The following is a 16,557-nucleotide window of genomic DNA, read 5'->3' as shown; positions in this document are numbered from 1 at the left end:
CGAACGTGTCGGCGACCCCCCTTTTTCGATGCTGAGTTGATCAAGCTGCGACGTCGTCGCCGGTCGTCTCGTCAGCGGGTGCTTCGGCCGTGGCGCCGGGCTCGGCGTTCGGATCATAGTCCTCGGTGAAGCCCGCATTATCACGCTCAAACATCTGAGCCATGACATCGACACCCTGCGCCTGCAGGTCAGCCTCTTCAGGCGAGCGGGCCACGTTCACCTTGACGGTCACATTGACCTCCGGGTGAAGCGAGATGCGAACCTCGTGCATGCCGATCGCCTTGATCGGGCGATCGAGGATGACCTGGCTCTTGGTCACCTTCGCGCCGTCAGCGTCGAGCGCGTCGATGATGTCGCGAGCGCTGACCGAGCCGTAGAGCTGGCCGGTGTTCGACGCCTGACGGATCAGCTGAACCGTCTTGCCATCGATGCCCTTCGAGGCTGCTTCGGCGCCAGTGCGGCGCTCGGCGTTCTCGGACTCGATGCGGGCGCGGTTCGCCTCGAACACCTTGCGGTTGGCTTCATTCGCACGAAGCGCCTTCTTGCGGGGCAAGAGATAGTTGCGGGCGAAGCCGTTCTTTACCGTGACGACATCCCCGATGCCGCCCAGCTTCTCGACACGCTCGAGCAGGATAACTTCCATGGCTCGCGCTCCTTACTTGACGACGTAGGGGAGCAGGCCGAGGTGGCGGGCGCGCTTGATCGCCTTGGCCAGCTCACGCTGCTTCTTGGTGCTCACCGCGGTTATGCGGCTCGGGACGATCTTGCCACGCTCGGACACGAAGCCCTGCAGCAGACGAACGTCCTTATAGTCGATCCGGGGGGCGTCCTTACCCGAGAACGGGCACGACTTGCGGCGACGGAAAAAAGCACGGGCCATCGGTTAGGCTCCCATCTCTTCGCGGGCACGCTCGGGGCGATCGCCCCGGCCGCCGCGGTCACCACCACGATCGCCGCGGTCACCACGATCACCGCTGCGCTCACGGTCGCGTTCCGAACGGCGCATCATCGCCGAAGGGCCTGCCTCGTGCTCGTCGACGCGGACGGTCATGAAGCGGATCACGTCCTCGTTGAGGCCGGTCTGGCGCTCGAGCTCGGCAACGGCTGCGGCGGGCGCGTCGATGTCGAGAAGGACGTAATGCGCCTTCCGGTTCTTGGCGATGCGATAGGCAAGGCCGCGAAGGCCCCAAGTTTCCGTCTTTACGACAGAACCGCCGTTGTCCGTCAAAATCTTGGTTGCGTTTTCCGCGAGTGCATCGACCTGGGCCTGCGCCAAGTCCTGCCGCGCGAGAAACACATGCTCATAAAGCGGCATGTTTAGCTCACATGTTGGCCGATCGCTGACGGGCGCCCCATGCGCACCGCCCCTCCGGCTGTCGTCTTCGTTGTGGAAGTTGAACGAGGCGAGCCCCGGATCAACTCCGCGGCGCCTATGGTCGAAACCGGCGAGAATGGCAAGTCAGACGCAGCCAGGCAAAAGATGTGACTACATCACCTAACCCATATGGAACAAAACCATTGACATCGTCACGCTCATATGGCAAAGATATGAACACTGGCCGAATCGCCGGATGAGCCCACCGGGCGAGTCTCCGGCAAGGCCAACCTCTGACATTGGAACCTAGATGAATTGGTTTGGTCGTAAGTCGGCGCCCGCGCCGGCTACGCTTCCGGCGTGGTCAACCTACGCCTGTGCGAGTGATTCAGATGCAAGTCCACGAAGCTACCAGGCCAGGATCAGCGAGGTCTTCCTGAACAACCCCGTGGGCCAGCGGTCCGTCAGACTGGTCGCCGGTACCGTGGCGGCCCTGCCGATCGACCAAACCGAGGGCAATCAACAGGCGGCCAGCCTGGCACTCAAGCCAAGGCTCCTCGAGACTATCGCAACCCACCTGCTGCTTCAGGGCAATGCCTACCTCTACTGCGTGGAAGGGCAATTCGGTCTGACCGAGCTGGTGCCGCTCCGTCCCGAGAAGGTCAGCATCACAGTTGACGAAAGAGGCTGGCCTGCTGGGTTCGTTTACCGCGGCGGAAACGGGGGTGTGGTTCGTTACACAGCGCGCGACGGGCTCGGCCGGCCGCAGATCATCCACCTTCGGGCGCTGAATCCCACAGATGATCATCTGGGTCTTGGGTGCATGGACGCTGCGATTGCTGCGGCTTGCCTGCATAATCGGGCGACGCGCTGGAATCGTTCACTGCTGGATAACGCCGCTCGTCCGTCCGGCGCCATGGTCTATGATCCACCAGACGGATCGACCCTGACGGGCGAACAGCTGAGCCGACTTCGCGAGCAGATCGATCAGCATTTCGCGGGTGGACTGAACGCGGGACGGCCACTGCTGCTTGAAGGCGGCCTCAAATGGCAGGCGCTTGGATTGTCACCGAACGACATGGACTTTGTGTCGCTGAAGGAGGCGGCCGCGCGAGACATAGCGCTGGCGTTCGGCGTGCCGCCGGTGCTGCTCGGCCTTCCTGGCGATACCGCTTATGCCAACCTGCGTGAGGCCGGACGAGCGCTGTACCGGCAGACGGTCCTGCCGCTGGCGGAACGTATGCTCGAGGCGCTTACCGAAGGGCTGCACGACTGGCTCGGTCCCATCAAGTTCGCAGTCGATCTGGATCGTGTCAGTGAGTTGACCGAAGACCGTGAGCGAATGTGGCAACGGATCGAAGCAGCGAACTTTCTTTCGCGTGCAGAGAAGCGGGAGCAACTTGGCTTCAGCCCGGACATTGCCGCGTGAACCCAGCTGCAATCACGGCCGACGCCCTCCTGACCCAGCTGCTGAGCCAGACGGACGGCCGCGTCCTGGACATGGTCACGATGCGCGCTTTGGTGGAGGAGGCAAGCCAATCTGGCGCACAGCGGGCGTTGGCCAGCCTCGGTCTCGACGACGAGAATGCGCGGCGTGACATGGGTGAGTTGCGCGAGCTGCTAAGCGCCTGGCGAGACGCCAAGCGTAGCGCATGGCAGGGCATGGTTACCTGGATCGTCAGGGTCTGCCTTGCGGGATTACTGGTCAGCATCGCCGTTCGTCTTGGACTTGCCGAGCTGGTCCATGCCGGTTCCTGACACAAGCCACGTCAAGGTCAGATTCGCGGGCTATGCGGCAGTGTTCGATCTCCTCGACCACGGAGGTGACATTGTGAAGCCGGGCGCATTCAGGCGCTCGTTAGCCGGCGGCCGCACGATCCCGCTCCTCTGGCAGCATCGAACGGGAACCGTGATCGGCAGGATCGAGCGGATCGAGGAGGACCGCCGCGGCCTGCGGGTGATTGGCTCGATCAATTGCAGCGAGAGCGGAGCCAATGCTGCCCGCCTGATAAGCTCACGCCGGATCGATGGTCTGAGTTTTGGTTATCGAGTGCAGTCTTCTGAGCAATCCGAAGGAGCGCGACTCCTCAAGGATGTGGACCTGCTGGAGGTCAGTGTCGTGACACGGCCGATGCAGCCAAAGGCAAGAATTCACGCGGTCCAGGAAAGCTGAGCCGACGCATCTGCAAAAATTTCAAAACAACAGAACGGTTCACCTTTTCGGTGGACCGCCTGTCACTGTGGGAGTTCGTTATGGAAGTGAAAGCGGATGCACTCGAACAGTCGTTCGAAAGCATGGATTACGAGGAGAATGCGATTTCGCTCAAGGAGGAACTGAACTTGCTGAAGAGCCGACTGGCGGAAACTCAGATCGCGAGCCAGCGGCCACCACTGGATGGCGTCAAGTCGGTCGAGAACTTCGCATTCGTGGACCGGTTTCTGCGGCGCGGGATCGACACTGATCTTGAAGCCAAGTCCGCCGATAATTCGTCCGGCGGAGCAGGAGGTTATGCAATCCCGCGCGACATCGACGAGCAGATTGATCGAACGCTCGTTGCGCTTTCCCCGATCCGGGCGATCGCCAACGTCGTCAAGGTTGGCAGCTCGAACTACCGCAAGCTCATCACGACGGGTGGCGCTCCTTCGGGATGGGTAGGCTTCGAGGCTAGCCGCGCGGAGACTGCCACCCCGACTTTCACGGAAGTCGTACCGGCCAGCGGAGATTTGTATGCCAATCCCGCAGCTTCACAGCATATGCTGGATGACGCCATGTTCGATGTGGAAGCGTGGCTGTCCAACGAGATCGCGGTGGAATTCGCACGGGCCGAGGGCGCAGCCTTCATCAAGGGGACCGGTGTCAACCAGCCGCTTGGCTTCCTGAATTCGCCGAACGCGGCGACTGCCGACGCGGCCCGCCCGATGGGAACGCTGCAGACCATTTCGACGGGAGTCGCCGGTGGTTTCCCGGCCGCCAATCCTGCGGACAAGCTTGTCGATCTGATCCAGAGCCTGCGGCAGCCCTACCGGCAAGGTGCCGTGTTCGTCATGAACAGCGCGACGGCGGCAACCATTCGCAAGTTCAAGACCGCCGATGGCGCTTTCATCTGGCAGCCGGGCCTCACCGCCGGCCAGCCTTCGACGCTCCTGGGTTATCCTGTGATCGAGGCTGAGGACATGCCGGACGTGTCGGCCAACAGTCTGTCGGTCGCGTTCGGTAATTTCAAGGCGGGTTACATCATCGCTGAACGGGGTGAAACGAGCATCCTGCGTGATCCCTACACCAAGAAGCCGTACGTCTACTTCTACGCAACCAAGCGAGTTGGAGGTCAGGTCGTGAACAGCGAGGCGATCAAGCTCCTCAAGTTCGCCTGATCGGCACCGAGCCTGACCAACCAAATCATCTAAAAAGGGGAAGCCATGCCGGCGGCCTTCACGCCCAGGTTCATCGACCTGGTGCGAACCACCACGACTACGCAAGGCACTGGGCCCATTGTGCCCGGCACCGCCGTGCAGGGCTTCTCCAGCTTCTCCGAGAGCCTGAGCGCCGGAGACCAATTCTATTACTGTGTCCAAGGCGTCGACAAACCCCAGGAAAGAGAGGTCGGTCGCGGAACGCTTCAAGCGAATGGGTCGATTGCTCGTCAGGCGCTTGGTGGAACGCTCACCGATTTCAGCAGCGGGCAGAAGACTGTCAGCTTGGTGACCGCCGCCGAGTGGTTCGCACAGCAGCAGGCAACAGCATCTGGTGCAATGGTCAGCGTAATCACGAGGTCGGCACTTGCCGCCGTGAGTGGTGGAACGCCCAATCACGGTGACCTGGTCTACCTTCGCGAGAGCGGTCGCGAGGGGCATTTCATCTTTGACGGCAGCGACTTGCGTGCCCTTGTCACGAGTGATCCGCGGCAGGGCTTCAGTGTTGCGCCTTCAGCGAACACAACGGGCTCGGCGGGAGCCTGGGTGCGGAAGGTCGAAGCATCGGTCAACGTTCGTTGGTTTGGCGCGGCCGCCGACTTCGTGACCGACGACCTGGGTGCTTTCACTGCCTGCCGGGATGCTATCCTGGCGCGCAAACAGGGGCCGTTCGCAGGCAACCGGACCATGCTCATTCCGGCGGGTCGATACTACCTGTCCGACCGGTTCGACACCAAGGGCCTGCGGGTCGTTGGCGAGCACAGCGGGCAACCATCCGGCATTTCGAGCCTCCTCCGTTTCGGCAAGAACAAGTCCGGGGTGCGCCTGACCAGTGGCGCCGACAATAGTGCGTCGTCACTGGAAGGGCTGCAGATCTGGGGCGGCGGCGTGAACGTTGACGCCACTGGGACGGTGACCAGTTACGCGGCTGGCGACAGCATTACTGGCAATGGCGTGGAGGTCGCCTGCGACTGGGGCTCCTGCACTGACGTCTCTGTCGCGTTTTTCGGAGGTGATGGCTTCTCGGCGAACTCGGCCGTGGGCAACTGCAACAGCTTCTTCCTCGAGCGCTGCCAGTCGCAATATCAGCGCGGCTGTGGGTACTTGATCGGCGGCACCGATGCGAACGCTGGTACGACCATCAGCTGCTCCGCCATTTCATGTGGCGGATCGGGGATCAAGGACTACAGTTTCCTCGGTAACACGCACATCCAGGCGCACGTCCGAGACTGCGGCTACCTGGACCCTACGGGCAGTAACGGACCTGTCGGCGCCTGCCAGTATGGCAGCAATCCAACCCGCTATTATTATGTGGTCGCGGGCCGCGAAGCGCAGGCCTCGACCGAGCAGCCTGGAAGTATCAGCAACGGGACGGAAGCCTGGCGCGAGTATCGCGGACCGGCGCCGAAGCGATGGTCAGCAGGCCTGACCTGGTCGAGCGCGTCGCCTTATCAGACCAATCCTTCAAACCTTAACGCCAGGAACGTCTTCGTAGGCTGCTATGCGGAGGGTAGTCAGGCTCCGTGTCAAGCAACCGCTCCATCTGTCTTCCTCGGCGGGCTACTGGACGAAGTGGGATTCGACGGAAGCAGCTCGGGTCTTTGGTTGCGCAATGAGTCACGCGGCGGACTGGTTGTCCCGGGTCTCTCTACTTGGCGGCCGGGCACGGCAACCAATCTGGTCGGAGGCGATCCGCTTCAGATCAGCGCCGTCAATCGAAAGTGGGACCCCGCTGCGCTCGGCTCGAAGCAGGGGAGCGTTCACCTGTCACACTCCGTCGCGGACGGGCAGGGGCCTGCAATCACCTTCGGCACCGCGCAAGGCGATGGTGCAGAGGCAGGCGCGGGCATCTACGTGTTGTCGAGCGCTGGCTACGGTACGCGTATGTACCTCGCCACCACGGATACCTTCGGAGCCGTCAAGAACGCTGTCAGCATCGGCGAGGGCGGAAATGTGGTCATCGAACGCGGTGCTTTGCAGGGCCACGCCCCACTGAATGTCAGGACTGTCACCGCCTACACCGCGGCAATGCAGGACCGAGATTCTTACCTGCGGTTCCTGACATCTTCAGCCGCTACGCTGACGATTCCATCGAGCCAAGACGTTAACTTCCCCATCGGAACGACGCTCACGATTGAGCAGGGGGGAGTTGGAGATGTTATTCCGACTCCAGGTAACGGCGTCACCATCAACTGCCGTGGCAACGTCACCAAGACAGCAGGTCAGTTCGCAGTGGCGTTGCTTACAAAGGTCGATGGCGACGTCTGGACCTTGACCGGCGACCTCGCGTGACGAGTTGCGCGCTGATTGCCTCTGCAAGGCGCCGTGGCAGCACTTCAGGGCCGGCCGTGTTCGGTGGCGTCGCCACGTTATTTTCAGCGCGGCAGAAAGGCGGCTACTACGACTTCACCGATCTTAGCACGCTTGCCGCAAATTCGGACGGGTCTGGTAGCGCGGTCGCGATCGGCGGTGACGCGCGCTGGTGCAGAGACTTGAGCCCCAACGGCAACCACCTTCGGAATATCATTTCCTCAGTGGTGGTCCAGCCACATGGCGTCGCAACCAGCGGGACCAACTATGGCCTGTTCAACATGCCAGGCTTCGGCAATTGGCCAATGATCGCCGAGCCAATCACTATGGTGGCTTGCTTCGAAATTCTCAGCTTCGGCGCGACTGACGACCGGCTGATCGGAAGCAGCGGTTCTGGTCAGATCCTCCAGGGCACCAGAGCCGGCTCGATCAGGCTCTTCAGCAATTACTCGCCAGAAGTTGTGCCTGGCCTAAACCGTGAAGTCGTTGTTACGGGCGTCTGGAACGGTCCGAAAAGTTCGATCGCCCTCAACCGCGATACGCCGATTACCTGGACGAGTTCCGGCGGGGCAATGAACGCGCTTTGCATCGGTAGCGCGACGGGCCCGGGTCCCTGCGCAGCGGTCAGGTTCAAGCGTCTGTTCGTGCGCGAGGGTCTCTTGAGCACGACTGACCGAGACGGCGTCCTGAGTTGGGCCGGTGCCTGATCGCCGGCCAATGCGCCCTACACTTCAAGCGGAAGGCAGCAATCGATGAGCATCGCCGCTTTTGCGGTGGCGGGAGCCACCTTGGGCCAGTCGCAGGGGGCTTCCTCGACGGCGAAAACACCGACACCTCGGATCGTGACAGCATTGGCCGATCCCAAACCTGCTCCCGAATCTCGATGAGCGCGCCAGTAGGAGAAGACCCATGTCACTGATGCTGAAAGATCCATCGGCGGTCCTAGACTACGCCATCGATTGGGGACGCCAATATCTGGATGGCGACACGCTGGTCGCAAGCGAGTGGTCGACGTCTCGGACCGACCTCGAGGTTGCAAGCTCGAGCTTCGACGATCGGATCAGTCAGGTGAAGCTAAGGGGTGGGATCGCGGGCAAGGTTTACCGCGTCAGCAACCATGTAACCACCAGCGCTGGCCGCGAAGATAGCCGGTCTTTGGTCCTGCGGGTCGAGGTTCGATGATCGGCTCTGCGGACGTCCTGCCAATTGTCTCTCTAGCGGAAGTGCAGGGCTTTGTTCGGGTGGAGACGGGAGACGAGGAGGCACTGCTTGCCGGCATGGTGAGAACTGCAAGTGCCTACTGCGAAAGGTTCCTGAACCAGGTCGTGATTGCCAGGCCATTTGCCGAGGTGATCCGCGGTGACGGTCTGTGGCAGAGACTGGAAGTGCGGCCAATCAAAGCGATCACATCCGTCCACGCTGGCGATCAGCTGCTCGCGAGCGAGCAATTCAGCATGGACGTCGATCCAGCTGGAGCAGGTTGGGTGAGAGTTCCAGCCAGCCTTCTTTGCACGGTGGCAGGACTTGCCGGCTTGGCCGGCGACGAGAATGACGTGCCCGAGCCTATTCGCCAGGGCGTGATCAGATTGACTGCCCACCTCTACAGTCATCGAGACGGTACGGCCGGCGGTGAACCGCCCGCCATCGTTACCGCACTCTGGCGTCCGTATCGGCGTCTGGTGCTGGCATGATGGATGAGTTTGCGGGCACCCTGACGCAACAGATCCAGATCGAAGCCCTCAATGAGGATCGAACCGAAAGTGGCCTGACCAGTAGCACTTGGATCCCAGTTTTCAGCTGCAGGTCGTGCGTCGTCCCTGAGGGTGCGGGCGCCGAGGCCGAGGGGATGGCTTTCAGCGGAATGCCGCGAATGCGTTTTCTGGTGAGGAGGAGCCTGGCCGTTGCTGTTCAACAGCGGGTGAGATGGCGCGGCCGCTTCTTCATGATCAGGCAAGTCTACGAGGATCCGCGTCAACCAGAACGTATCGAACTTCGCTGTGAGGAAATCCGCGCATGAAAGAGCTCGAGACTGGCGTGATGCAGAAAGTTGATGAGGCAGTGCGGGCTCGTCGAGTGCAGATTTTGGCGGCCTTTCGACGTGAACTTGGGAATGCTCGGGTCACCGAGGAAGGCGAAGATATCGTGGTAACCGGAACTGAGTTGCTGCGGGACTGGCTGATGAACGCCGAACTGCGAAGCGTGAGCGCTCCTCAATGAGCGCCGGCTACTCTCTTCAGACTGCGCTTGTTGCTCGTTTGCAAGGCGTATCCGACCTTACCGGTGTCTATGATGGGCCGCCTGCAAGGGCCGCGTATCCGTACCTCGTCGCGGACTGTGGTGCCGAGCAGGATTGGAGCGCCAAGGACTTCGTGGGCCGCGAGGTCGCAGTGGCGCTGACTTTGTGGGACGACCAACCAGCGCGTCTGCAGCGCGTCGCTAACGTGGTGGAGAAGACACTCGACACTGAGTTGCTCGTAGACGGGTGGACCATCGCAAGCTGGCGCTTCCTGCGCCGGCGCACCCTTCGTGATGTCGCCGGCCCGTGGGCCACGGCTATCGATTTTCGCGCGCGCCTGCTCGCGCAACCCTGAAAGGATCTCCCATGCCTGCTGAACGAGGAAGTGCATTCTTGTTGAAGCTTGGGTCAGGCGGCGACCCGGTCAGTTACACGACGGTTGCGGGTCTCAAGACAACCCAGGCTGCAATCAATGGCGATCCCGTTGCGATTACCAACAAGGGCAGCGACGGCTGGCGGGAATTATTGTCAGGCGCCGGAGTCCGATCGATGTCCGTGACGGCGACTGGCATTTTCACTGGCAGCGAGGCTGAGGTCGCTATGAAGGGTCTGGCACTCGACGGTCGCCTGGCCCCGTACCTTCTGACCTTCGAAGGCGGAGAGCGGATGGCGGCGCAGTTTCTGATCACCAAGCTTGAGTACGCCGGCGACTTCAATGGGGAGCGAAACTACAGCATCTCCCTTGAGAGTTCTGGCCCGGTAATCAGCGCGTGATTGCGAACGCATTGCGCGGTGAGTGCATGATACGTGTCGCTGGTCACGATGTGCTTATTCGCTCGACTTTTTCCGCCCTTGTGGCAGCAGAGGAAGAGCTTGGGTCCTTGATCAACCTGATCGACCGTGCGGGCAAATCCGAGCTCAAGCTGGCCGAAATTGCTACCCTGTTCGACCATCTTTCGACCGATCGTCAGCCGGAGATCAGTCGCGACGCCATCGGCCGTTCGATGGTTGTGATGGGTCTCAGCAAGGTGACGCCGATGCTGCGGACGATTTTTTCCCAGATATTGCAAGGCGCGGCGGATTGACGTTCGCCGAGAGTGCCCAGCGATGTTGGCGGCTCGCCGCTCATGTTCTTGGATGGTCGCCCAGCGAGTTCTGGAACTCCACTCCTGCTGAACTCGCGCAGTCGTTGCCCTTCAGCCCAATGAGTGACGTCGGCGTCTCGAAGAGCGACTTGCAGGCACTTACCGCGCGCTTTCCCGACTCTAGGAACTGATGATGCAAGACCATATTGAGCAGCTTGTCATAAGAGTTCGCGCAGATACGGCCGCTTTCTCGCGAGACGTTGATGCGATGCGCGGAGAGCTGGCGACGCCACTGACTAGCAGTGTCCTCCAACCAAGCCGAGCTATCGAAGCCGCGCTGAGCAAGGCTGTGGTCGGTACTAACGGCGGCCTTGGTGGAGGCGCCGGTGGGATGGCGGCGCTGGCGCCGGACCGTGCGCGCGGCATTGAGGGGGTGGCGAGTTCCAACTCTGTTCATGTCACCTTGAATCTTTCGGCGCCCGCAGGCGAGGAGGTCCGAGCATTGCGCCAATCCAGCAAGCAGATTGCTCGCTCGCTGCGTAAAGCCATCATGAGTGCGCAATGATACGGCACTGGTTCACACGCGCCGACGCTCCACTCACCACAGGTTTCGTAAAGCGGTTCGACCCGCGCCACTTCACAGTGGACTTCCCCAGAGGTGCGATCGCGAGCGCCGTGCTGGGGCCCCAGACCAATAGTCTCAGGGTTACTGCGGAATTTGTCCGCCGCAATGATCTGGTTGGATTGATCTACGAAAGCGATGATCACCGTGCGCACCCGGTCAACCAGCGGGAGCTCAATCGTGACTATCGTCGCTGCAGGCTGAAATTCCGCTGGAAATCGCAGGGGCTTCCCGGCCTGGACGGCGTCAATGGCGCGACGCTCACCATCGAGGGCAGGGACAGAACTGGAGCTCCACGGACCTGGTATGTCCGGCTTTGGAATTACGCGTCGGGGACTCCTGCGGACGCGGTCATTCAGCTGAATTTCGACGATCTGCGCGGTGGGTTTAATCTCGATACTGGCGCTGATCCTGTCGAGGCTCAGGCTATAGACCGAATGTTCTTCAGCCTCGTTCCCGAGGAGTATGCCGATGGCGATCACTCGTCCTTTGATCGGGTTCGTGAGGCGGTTCTGGAAATCACGGAGCTGGCGTGCGAGGGCTCCGGAAGCGTCCTGCGCGTCAACGACGCCATGGTACCGGAACACGCACTGCGGATGTGCACAGGTTACGACGATCTCTACAATCTTGTTCCTGAACGAGTGATCGAGTCTGTTGAGCGGCTCGGCTATCGCAAATTAATCAACCATTACATCGGGATGAGCCACCACCAGCGGCTCACCGGAAGCGGCCTGGTCGATCCCGGTAAGCCTTTAAATTCGGCGGCAGTCGCTTGGCACTCGGCGTTCGCCAACGCCGCGCGAAACGCCGGATTCGATGTCATATTTTCCTTATCATTCGAGATCACCGCCAGCGCTTGTCCGCAGCACTGGAAGCAGCGGACGTTTGATGACGAGGAGGCGCTTACCGCGTATGATCCGCCATCGTCGCTCATCTCTCCAGCGAACGAGGAGGCGGTTGAATATCTTTCTCGGACCGCAGTGGCACTCGCCGAGATTGCGGACAATGCGGGCCTTACACCGCGTATCCAGATCGGGGAGGCATGGTGGTGGGTCACCACAGACAACCGGCCGTGCCTGTATGACGAGGCAACTCAGGCAGCTTTGGGCACTCAGGTTGTGCGGATCGACGACGTCCGCGCGGCTGAGGGCAATCTCCAACTCGATTTTTTAGATCAGGTTGGGCGGTTGCTCTCGACAGCAACCGCCAAGATTACCGCGGCTGTGCGAAGGTTCCGAGCCGACGCTCAGTTGTTGTTGCTCGTCTACACACCAACAATCTTCGCGCCTGATCGCCCGGAGTGGCATCGGGCCAACCTTCCCGCAGGTTGGTCTTTTCCAGCGTTCGATATCCTTCAGCTGGAGGATTATGAATGGTTGACCGCGGATATGACCACGAGGTCGCAAGCAGCAGGAACCTTCGTCGATGGCCGACTGGGATATCCGAAAAGCAAGCAACACCACTTCGTTGGTTTCGCGGCTGAGGGGACGATGAAGCGGGATTGGCAGCGCATAACAAGTGGTGCTCAGCGCGCGCTCGAGAGTGGCGCTGCCGAAGTGATGGTCTGGGCACTTCCCCAGATTTTACGCGATCGGGTGACGATCTTTGACGACGGAGAAGAATGCATGGACGCCTTTGCGGACGTTCTCTTTCCGATAGAGATTGGCGCCGAAGCGAGCGTTATTCCTGGTTTCTCCACGACTGTTCTGACCAGCGCCAGTGGTCACGAATTTCGAAATGCGAACTGGAGCCAGGCCAGACTTCGCTTTGATGCCGGGCCAGGCGTTCGGGGGGACGAAGAGCTCAACGAACTCATCACCTTTTTTCGCGCCAGAAGAGGCAGTGCCCAAGCCTTTCGCTTTCGTGATCCCTACGACTTCAGCTCGCGAAAGATGAATCACGAGCCAACGATGCTTGATGAGCTGATCGGTGTTGGCGACGGTGAAACAACGACCTTCCTGCTCTCGAAGAGCTATGCGGGTGGAGAGGTCAGGAGGATCACCCGACCGGTACCAGCCAGCGTCAAGATCGCGTTGAACGGAGTCGAACAACAACTCAACTGGAAGACCGAAAGTCTCGGATCAATCGTCTTTGAACAACCGCCAGAGGCGGGCACCAGAATAACGGCAGGCTTCCTGTTTGATGTTCCGGTGAGGTTCGCAACCGACCAGATTGAGATCACTCGCGCGACCTTCCTTGCCGGGGAAGCACCAAGTGTCCCGCTCGTCGAAATTCGTGAGGAGGTGTCGTGACCACCTTCGAGGGTAACCTGACAACGATTTGCGTGTGCTGTATGCTTGAGAGATCCGACGGCACCGGATTTGCGATTACCAGTCATAATCAAGATGTGACCATGGGTTTGGAGACCTTCCGGCCTGCTGCGGGGTTTCTGCCTAATGCCCTCCAGCAGGGCGACTCCAACCATCCCACGACTGAATTCAGCAGTGCGCTGAACACGGGTTTCTTGAGGGACGAAGACCTTAAACTTGGCAGATGGGATCATGCCCGGGTGACGCTCCGCGCTGCAGACTGGGAGTCGCCTGAGCAGAACGCGGAGCTTTCCGTGGGCCAGTTTGACGAGGTGGAATTGCATGACGGCAATTTCACTGTGGAGGTTGCAGGTGCCGCACCCCTGCTCCAACAAGCAGTCTGCCCAGCGACCTCCCCGGAATGCCGAGCCTCGCTCGGCGACAAGCAGTGCCGCGTTGATCTGGCGCCGCTCAGACTAAGGGCGTCGATTACGGGAACGCGTGGATCGTGGCTTGATCTAGACAGCGCTACCGGCAGTGATTTCCAGTTCGGCAGTTTACGTTTTCTCGGAGGTTCTCTTTGCGGGCTGACGCAGACAATTGTGGATACTGCAGACCGCAGTGTCAGGGTTCGCGACGATCTCTCGTCAAAGCTGAGCGTGGGCACCGGGGTGCAACTCTTGCAAGGATGCGACAAGCGCCCTGACACTTGCCGTACACGGTTCAGGAATATGCTGAATTTTCGGGGTGAGCCTCATGTCCCCGGCGCGGACTTCCTGATGCGCTATCCAGGCGCATGAGCGATGCCACAAGACGCGCCAAAGCCCTGATCGGCACACCTTTTCGGCTTCAGGGACGCGATCCCGGCATAGCCCTGGACTGCGTCGGACTGGTGCTCTGTGCTTTTGAATTGCCACACGACACAGTGTCACGCTGCTACGGTCGTCAACGGCACGATCTTCACTTGGTCGACGTCGGCTTCGCGAAGCACTTCCGCAGAGTCTCACCGAAGGCGTCTCAAACTGGGGATGTACTCGTTTTTCGCTGCGGTCCGAACAAGCTTCACCTTGGCGTCGCTAGCGAAGGAGGGCTGATTCATGCCGATGCCGTCCTTGGCCGAACGGTTTGTCGTCCCTGGCCCACAGAATGGCCGATCGCCCGCGTCTACCGCAGGCGCAAGCGGAGAAAATAGATGGCAACGCTTCTACTCAGCGGCCTTGGCAGTGCTGTCGGCGGGGAATTTGGCGCTTTGGCAGGCGCCATGTTGGGTCGGTCAATCGACGAAAGTCTTTTCGGCCGCGGTCGATCCAGAAACAAAGAAGATCTGACGGTTCAAACCGCCACTTACGGACGAGCGATACCGAAGATCTTCGGTACTGTGAGGGTCGGCGGGTCGATAATTTGGGCCACTGACCTGCAGTCTCAGGCACAGGCGACGAGCGGTAAGCTTGGAGCCGGTGCGACGGGTTATTGGGCGCATTTCGCTGTTGCACTTTCGTCCAGAACGGCGCGGCAAGTCGGGCGCATCTGGGCTGATGGCAAGCTCATCCGCGGCGTCGAAGGCGACTTCAAGATTCCGACCAAGTTCCGCTTTTATACTGGTGACGAAGACCAATCGGCTGACCCCTTGATTTCCTCTATTGAAGGAGAGGATGCCGCACCAGCATTCCGGGGTTTAGCCGTTGCGGTCTTCGAAGAATTTCAACTGGCCGACTTCGGTAACCGAGTCCCGTTCCTCACCTTCGAAGTTCAAGCGGACGATGAACACTTTACCGTTTCTGAGATCGTCAGTGAGCTTTCTGGTGAAATTGTGCCAGTCGATCCCAGGCATGGCTCCCCTAAGGGTTTCGCTGCCTTTGGCGACAGCGTTGGCGAAGCGTTGAAGTCCCTAGCGGAAGTCTATGACTTGGAGGGAATTGGGACCGATCGCCGTCGGGGACCGAATGGCCGAACCTTTCAAATCGAAGCACACGAAATGGGCTGCACAAGCAGTGATCACGTCGGGACAGCAGATGTGCGTCGGATTGCCTCGGCGAAGCTGCCCAGCCAAGTGCGGCTGGGATACTTCGACATTGAGCAAGACCTGCAGGCTAGTGAGCAGAAAGTTGCCTGGCCAGATAGCGGTTTAGAGTCTCGCATTGAGTTGCCGGCACTTCTTACGGCCGGAGACGCCAAGACGCTCGCGCAAGCGGTTCTGGTTCGGAAGTGGGCGCAGCGAGAGCGCCGAACAGTTCGGCTCCCACAAAGATATGTCGCTTTACGACCCGGCGATCGTCTCGACGTACCGGAGGTCGGAGAGATGGTCGTTGACCAGGTCGTTATCGAAGAATTGTCCGTGGTCGCTGAGTGCCGCCGAAATCATGAAGTTGGGCCGAGTCTTCTCGCCAATCATGGCCGCAGTCTTTCGAGCTTGGATGGCCGATCATCCCCGAGTGAGGTTTTCCTCCTCGATCTCCCTGCGTTCGATGCGGCGCCCGTGATTCCAAGTCTGGTAGTTGGCGCCCGTGGAGGAGCGGAGCCCTGGCGCCGGATGCCAGTGACGCTCACAACCACGGATCGTGGAAGTGATAACATCCTTATCGAAAGTCCGGCAGTTGCTGGACTCTCGAGAACGGTCCTGGGAATTGGCTCCGCCGAGCTTGTCGATCGAAAGAACTCCGTCGTCGTAGAGCTTTGCGATGATGGCTGGCTCGAAAACTGTTCCCTTGAGGATATCCTGAACGGCGCCAACTTGGCGCTTCTTGGCGACGAGATCATTCAATTCTCGGACGTGCAGCCGTTGAGCAATAGAGTCTTCAAGTTGGGAAGTCTTCTGCGCGGCCGCTACGGTACAGAATATGCCATCAGCGCGCATTCTGAAGGCGAGCTGTTCTTTCCTTTAAACACTGGCAATCAGCGACGGATTGAACTTCCGATGGTAAGTATTGGATCGGTCATCAGGGCCGAAGGCCGAGGCTTGGGTGACCAACTCGGCGCTAGCGAAACCGAGCTCTTCTACCAGGCTGAGGCGCTTCGTCCGCCTTCACCAGCACATTTGTCTGCGCGTCAACGGCCGGACGGGTCGCTTCTGGTGACGTGGGTGCGTCGCAGTCGATGCGGGTATCACTGGTTCGATCGTGTCGATGCCCCTCTCGCCGAAGAACAAGAACGCTATGTGGTAACGGTAACCGGTAGCGCAGGGCACCTCGAAGTGCTCACCGGCGATGCAAAGTGCATCATAAGTCGCTTCCAAGTAGACACGCTTGGTCGTGGAGATACTCGTGTCGAGGTCTCGCAACTAGGAAGCGCTATGCCCTCGAGAGCCTCTTATATTCAAGTCAGGATATAGA

Annotated in this window: 22 protein-coding genes; 19 read left to right on the top strand and 3 right to left on the bottom strand. The window is 60.2% G+C overall.

The features are described 5' to 3' along the window. Window positions 1-40 precede the first annotated feature (40 nt). The 3 genes from rplI to rpsF are packed head-to-tail and all read right to left on the bottom strand — an operon-like array spanning window position 41 to window position 1,315. Window positions 41-643: a 50S ribosomal protein L9 gene (gene rplI / locus M8312_RS06900; protein WP_250119631.1), complete on the bottom strand. Its 603-nt coding sequence runs from the start codon at window positions 641-643 to the stop codon at window positions 41-43. A 12-nt stretch (window positions 644-655) separates the two neighbouring features. After that, window positions 656-880 carry a 30S ribosomal protein S18 gene (rpsR, locus tag M8312_RS06895; RefSeq protein ID WP_114228749.1) on the bottom strand — a complete coding sequence of 75 codons (225 nt, stop codon included), beginning with the start codon at window positions 878-880 and terminating at the stop codon, window positions 656-658. A 3-nt stretch (window positions 881-883) separates the two neighbouring features. Continuing rightward, a complete protein-coding gene (gene rpsF / locus M8312_RS06890; RefSeq protein WP_250119630.1) occupies window positions 884-1,315 on the bottom strand; it encodes a 30S ribosomal protein S6 in 432 nt (143 codons plus the stop codon). A gap of 310 nt (window positions 1,316-1,625) precedes the next feature. Here rpsF and M8312_RS06885 point away from each other — a divergent pair, with 310 nt between their 5' ends. The 19 genes from M8312_RS06885 (at window position 1,626) to M8312_RS06800 (ending at window position 16,556) form a co-directional block, all read left to right on the top strand. Beyond that, window positions 1,626-2,744, top strand: a complete 1,119-nt coding sequence (locus M8312_RS06885) for a phage portal protein (protein WP_284070210.1) — start codon at window positions 1,626-1,628, stop codon at window positions 2,742-2,744. Continuing rightward, window positions 2,741-3,073 (top strand): DUF6127 family protein, encoded by a 333-nt coding sequence (locus M8312_RS06880; RefSeq protein ID WP_349773295.1) that lies wholly within the window; start codon window positions 2,741-2,743, stop codon window positions 3,071-3,073. Before M8312_RS06885 ends, M8312_RS06880 begins: the two co-directional genes overlap by 4 nt. Beyond that, a complete protein-coding gene (locus M8312_RS06875) occupies window positions 3,060-3,488 on the top strand; it encodes an HK97 family phage prohead protease (protein ID WP_250119628.1) in 429 nt (142 codons plus the stop codon). Before M8312_RS06880 ends, M8312_RS06875 begins: the two co-directional genes overlap by 14 nt. A gap of 80 nt (window positions 3,489-3,568) precedes the next feature. Further along, complete coding sequence (locus tag M8312_RS06870) at window positions 3,569-4,687, top strand: phage major capsid protein (RefSeq protein WP_250119721.1); 1,119 nt, start codon at window positions 3,569-3,571, stop codon at window positions 4,685-4,687. A 327-nt stretch (window positions 4,688-5,014) separates the two neighbouring features. After that, window positions 5,015-7,018: a hypothetical protein gene (locus M8312_RS06865; protein ID WP_250119627.1), complete on the top strand. Its 2,004-nt coding sequence runs from the start codon at window positions 5,015-5,017 to the stop codon at window positions 7,016-7,018. Between the two features lie 56 nt (window positions 7,019-7,074). Continuing rightward, window positions 7,075-7,743, top strand: a complete 669-nt coding sequence (locus tag M8312_RS06860; protein ID WP_250119626.1) for a hypothetical protein — start codon at window positions 7,075-7,077, stop codon at window positions 7,741-7,743. A gap of 202 nt (window positions 7,744-7,945) precedes the next feature. Further along, window positions 7,946-8,218 (top strand): phage fiber-tail adaptor protein, encoded by a 273-nt coding sequence (locus M8312_RS06855; RefSeq protein WP_250119625.1) that lies wholly within the window; start codon window positions 7,946-7,948, stop codon window positions 8,216-8,218. Further along, window positions 8,215-8,727 (top strand): head-tail connector protein, encoded by a 513-nt coding sequence (locus M8312_RS06850; protein ID WP_250119624.1) that lies wholly within the window; start codon window positions 8,215-8,217, stop codon window positions 8,725-8,727. The genes M8312_RS06855 and M8312_RS06850 overlap by 4 nt, the downstream gene beginning before the upstream one ends. After that, a complete protein-coding gene (locus M8312_RS06845) occupies window positions 8,724-9,053 on the top strand; it encodes a phage head completion protein (protein WP_250119623.1) in 330 nt (109 codons plus the stop codon). Before M8312_RS06850 ends, M8312_RS06845 begins: the two co-directional genes overlap by 4 nt. Beyond that, window positions 9,050-9,253, top strand: a complete 204-nt coding sequence (locus M8312_RS06840; RefSeq protein WP_250119622.1) for a hypothetical protein — start codon at window positions 9,050-9,052, stop codon at window positions 9,251-9,253. Before M8312_RS06845 ends, M8312_RS06840 begins: the two co-directional genes overlap by 4 nt. Beyond that, complete coding sequence (locus M8312_RS06835; protein WP_250119621.1) at window positions 9,250-9,627, top strand: DUF3168 domain-containing protein; 378 nt, start codon at window positions 9,250-9,252, stop codon at window positions 9,625-9,627. The genes M8312_RS06840 and M8312_RS06835 overlap by 4 nt, the downstream gene beginning before the upstream one ends. A gap of 11 nt (window positions 9,628-9,638) precedes the next feature. Next, window positions 9,639-10,046, top strand: coding sequence for a phage tail tube protein (locus M8312_RS06830; RefSeq protein WP_250119620.1), 408 nt, complete (start codon window positions 9,639-9,641; stop codon window positions 10,044-10,046). Window positions 10,047-10,072: 26 nt separating this feature from the next. Further along, window positions 10,073-10,357, top strand: a complete 285-nt coding sequence (locus M8312_RS06825; protein WP_250119619.1) for a GTA-gp10 family protein — start codon at window positions 10,073-10,075, stop codon at window positions 10,355-10,357. Beyond that, window positions 10,354-10,548 (top strand): phage tail assembly chaperone, encoded by a 195-nt coding sequence (locus tag M8312_RS06820; protein WP_250119618.1) that lies wholly within the window; start codon window positions 10,354-10,356, stop codon window positions 10,546-10,548. Before M8312_RS06825 ends, M8312_RS06820 begins: the two co-directional genes overlap by 4 nt. Then, on the top strand, window positions 10,548-10,922 hold the full coding sequence (locus M8312_RS06815) for a hypothetical protein (RefSeq protein ID WP_250119617.1): 375 nt from the start codon (window positions 10,548-10,550) through the stop codon (window positions 10,920-10,922). The genes M8312_RS06820 and M8312_RS06815 overlap by 1 nt, the downstream gene beginning before the upstream one ends. Beyond that, window positions 10,919-13,231, top strand: coding sequence for a DUF2460 domain-containing protein (locus M8312_RS06810; protein ID WP_250119616.1), 2,313 nt, complete (start codon window positions 10,919-10,921; stop codon window positions 13,229-13,231). The genes M8312_RS06815 and M8312_RS06810 overlap by 4 nt, the downstream gene beginning before the upstream one ends. After that, window positions 13,228-14,028, top strand: a complete 801-nt coding sequence (locus M8312_RS06805) for a phage/gene transfer agent baseplate hub protein (protein WP_250119615.1) — start codon at window positions 13,228-13,230, stop codon at window positions 14,026-14,028. The genes M8312_RS06810 and M8312_RS06805 overlap by 4 nt, the downstream gene beginning before the upstream one ends. Further along, a complete protein-coding gene (locus tag M8312_RS14510; protein ID WP_502957444.1) occupies window positions 14,025-14,420 on the top strand; it encodes an NlpC/P60 family protein in 396 nt (131 codons plus the stop codon). Before M8312_RS06805 ends, M8312_RS14510 begins: the two co-directional genes overlap by 4 nt. Continuing rightward, complete coding sequence (locus M8312_RS06800; RefSeq protein ID WP_250119614.1) at window positions 14,421-16,556, top strand: phage tail protein; 2,136 nt, start codon at window positions 14,421-14,423, stop codon at window positions 16,554-16,556. The last annotated feature ends 1 nt before the right edge of the window (window position 16,557 follow it).

The organism is Sphingomonas sp. KRR8 (assembly GCF_023559245.1).
Lineage (GTDB): Bacteria > Pseudomonadota > Alphaproteobacteria > Sphingomonadales > Sphingomonadaceae > Sphingomicrobium.
This window is presented reverse-complemented; position numbering and strand designations above follow the sequence as displayed.

Excerpts from the sequence above, each read along its gene's own strand:
- M8312_RS06875 (WP_250119628.1), top strand. The coding sequence starts at position 3,060 with ATGCCGGTTCCTGACACAAGCCACGTCAAGGTCAGATTCGCGGGCTAT.
- M8312_RS06885 (WP_284070210.1), top strand. The coding sequence starts at position 1,626 with ATGAATTGGTTTGGTCGTAAGTCGGCGCCCGCGCCGGCTACGCTTCCG.
- M8312_RS06845 (WP_250119623.1), top strand. The coding sequence starts at position 8,724 with ATGATGGATGAGTTTGCGGGCACCCTGACGCAACAGATCCAGATCGAA.
- M8312_RS06850 (WP_250119624.1), top strand. The coding sequence starts at position 8,215 with ATGATCGGCTCTGCGGACGTCCTGCCAATTGTCTCTCTAGCGGAAGTG.
- M8312_RS06800 (WP_250119614.1), top strand. The coding sequence starts at position 14,421 with ATGGCAACGCTTCTACTCAGCGGCCTTGGCAGTGCTGTCGGCGGGGAA.
- M8312_RS06825 (WP_250119619.1), top strand. The coding sequence starts at position 10,073 with ATGATACGTGTCGCTGGTCACGATGTGCTTATTCGCTCGACTTTTTCC.
- M8312_RS06815 (WP_250119617.1), top strand. The coding sequence starts at position 10,548 with ATGATGCAAGACCATATTGAGCAGCTTGTCATAAGAGTTCGCGCAGAT.
- M8312_RS06810 (WP_250119616.1), top strand. The coding sequence starts at position 10,919 with ATGATACGGCACTGGTTCACACGCGCCGACGCTCCACTCACCACAGGT.
- M8312_RS14510 (WP_502957444.1), top strand. The coding sequence starts at position 14,025 with ATGAGCGATGCCACAAGACGCGCCAAAGCCCTGATCGGCACACCTTTT.
- M8312_RS06855 (WP_250119625.1), top strand. The coding sequence starts at position 7,946 with ATGTCACTGATGCTGAAAGATCCATCGGCGGTCCTAGACTACGCCATC.
- M8312_RS06835 (WP_250119621.1), top strand. The coding sequence starts at position 9,250 with ATGAGCGCCGGCTACTCTCTTCAGACTGCGCTTGTTGCTCGTTTGCAA.
- M8312_RS06830 (WP_250119620.1), top strand. The coding sequence starts at position 9,639 with ATGCCTGCTGAACGAGGAAGTGCATTCTTGTTGAAGCTTGGGTCAGGC.
- rpsF (WP_250119630.1), bottom strand. The coding sequence starts at position 1,315 with ATGCCGCTTTATGAGCATGTGTTTCTCGCGCGGCAGGACTTGGCGCAG.
- rpsR (WP_114228749.1), bottom strand. The coding sequence starts at position 880 with ATGGCCCGTGCTTTTTTCCGTCGCCGCAAGTCGTGCCCGTTCTCGGGT.
- M8312_RS06870 (WP_250119721.1), top strand. The coding sequence starts at position 3,569 with ATGGAAGTGAAAGCGGATGCACTCGAACAGTCGTTCGAAAGCATGGAT.
- rplI (WP_250119631.1), bottom strand. The coding sequence starts at position 643 with ATGGAAGTTATCCTGCTCGAGCGTGTCGAGAAGCTGGGCGGCATCGGG.
- M8312_RS06840 (WP_250119622.1), top strand. The coding sequence starts at position 9,050 with ATGAAAGAGCTCGAGACTGGCGTGATGCAGAAAGTTGATGAGGCAGTG.